This is a genomic window from Butyrivibrio sp. DSM 10294, from assembly GCF_028539135.1.
In the GTDB taxonomy this organism is placed as follows: Bacteria; Bacillota; Clostridia; order Lachnospirales; family Lachnospiraceae; genus Butyrivibrio.
The window spans coordinates 1-637 of the sequence record NZ_JANSWL010000023.1 but is presented as its reverse complement, the minus strand read 5'-3'; the positions used below and the strand labels follow the sequence as shown (position 1 = coordinate 637).

Annotated in this window: 1 tRNA gene and 1 rRNA gene; both read left to right on the top strand. The window is 44.3% G+C overall.

Features of this window, described 5'->3' with window-relative positions:
- The first annotated feature begins 207 nt into the window (after window positions 1–207).
- A 5S ribosomal RNA gene (gene rrf / locus NXH67_RS00225) occupies window positions 208–325 on the top strand.
- Window positions 326–331: 6 nt separating this feature from the next.
- Window positions 332–405: transfer RNA gene (locus tag NXH67_RS00220), tRNA-Ile, on the top strand.
- Window positions 406–637 lie beyond the last annotated feature (232 nt).

Below are 637 nucleotides of genomic sequence, written 5' to 3'. Positions count from 1 at the left end.
GGAATGAAGTAGGGAGTTGTATTACTGTTTGGGTGTTAAGGACGAGTGCAGAGACATGCATACGTACTGTGATGATACTTGTATCAGGAGCAGGACGGATGTATGGATCTATAAGAGAACGCAAGGTCCATGAAATAGATATGAGCGTAGTGAGTATCTATGAATAGACTGCAGCGGGCGGGCACTCGGAATGAAACATCATAACTTTCCGGTGGCGATGCGCTTAGGGGTAACACCCGTTCCCATCCCGAACACGACGGTTAAGACCTAAGCGGCCGAAAGTACTATACTGGCAACGGTATGGGAGGATAGGTGGCTGCCGGATCCAAATGGGCTTATAGCTCAGCAGGTTAGAGCGCACGCCTGATAAGCGTGAGGTCGGTGGTTCGAGTCCACTTAAGCCCACTTGGGTACAGTGTAATTTCTCATTATGAAGTTTATTGTCATAGGGGAAAGCCCCACTTAAGCCCACTGGCCCTTTTAAACTATTGGACCGATTTGTACCTTGAAAACCGAATACTGAAAAATCTTTTAATCAGATAAATACGATTAAAGACATCGAAAATCCAAAACAATTTATTAGAACTAGGTTCATGTTTGTAACGCTATACAAGCATGAATGAGAACTAAGATTATC